General features: G+C 32.5%; 1 protein-coding gene. It reads left to right on the top strand.

Features of this window, described 5'->3' with window-relative positions; all coding sequences use genetic code 11:
* Nucleotides 1-857: glycosyltransferase (locus AC1DG9_RS27260; protein ID WP_477635717.1), on the top strand; the 857-nt coding region annotated here is incomplete at its 5' end.
* Nucleotides 858-1,092: the final 235 nt, after the last annotated feature.

Genomic DNA, 1,092 nt, shown 5'->3' with positions numbered 1-1,092 from the left:
CTTTAGAGGAATTGGGTTTTAAAGATTTTCTGTTGTTTAATGACAATGAATTATTAAAAGGCTTTTATTTAAAAGATCTATTACATCCTTCACTAAGTATTTATTATTCCCGGGATTATATTCTGGCTGTTGACTACTGGAAAAAACATGGGAAAAGACTTGAACCTTTAATTATTGCTCAAAATGATTTGTGTTTGGCAAATTCTCTGTACCTGACTGACTATTGCAAAAGCTATAATGAGAATTCTTATTATGTTGGCCAGGGTTGTGATATTGAGATGTTCAAGAATGCGGATGTAAGTGATAAACCTAAGGAGTTCGCAAATATTAGTACCCCGGTTGTTGGTTATGTTGGCGCTTTAAATAGCATACGATTAGATATATCGCTATTATACCATATTGCAAATGAAAGGAAGGATTTGACTTTTGTTTTGGTAGGGCCAGAAGATGATGATTTTGCGTTTAGTAATTTACATGATCTGGAAAACGTGATTTTTACAGGAATAAAGAAACCGGAAGAGCTTCCCTTGTATATGAGCTTTTTTGATGTATGTATTAATCCTCAATTAGTGAATATGGTAACAATTGGTAATTATCCGAGAAAGGTGGATGAATATTTGGCAATGGGTAAGCCAATAGTTGCAACACAAACAAGAGCAATGGAAATTTTCTCTTCGTACGTATATTTAGCAGAGAATAAAGAAAGTTTTGCGCTGCTTATACAAAGAGCTATCGACGAAAATACTGAAGAGTTGCAGGTGGCGAGAAGAGCTTTTGCCTCAAGTCATAGTTGGGAAAATTGTGCCAATGAAATCTATAAAGCTATTTTTAAATCTTTAAAAACAAAAGAATCTTAATGGATATAATTTATACTCTCTTTATTGTTATTCAAGTTCTAATTGGGATACATTTATTTACCCCCTTAATTTTGTGTTTTTTTAAGTTTTTTAATAAGCAAAGCATAACTAATAAGTTAACCGGAACAGATTTTGATTATGCTGTTATTGTTACCGCATACCAGCAGACCACTTTAATTCCAATGGTGGTAGATTCTATTTTGAAGGCGAATTATACCAATTACATTATTTATGT

The organism is Pedobacter sp. 05L430 (genome assembly GCF_056397585.1).
The sequence above is the reverse complement of the archived record's forward strand: the minus strand, read 5'-3'. Positions and strand labels throughout refer to the sequence as shown.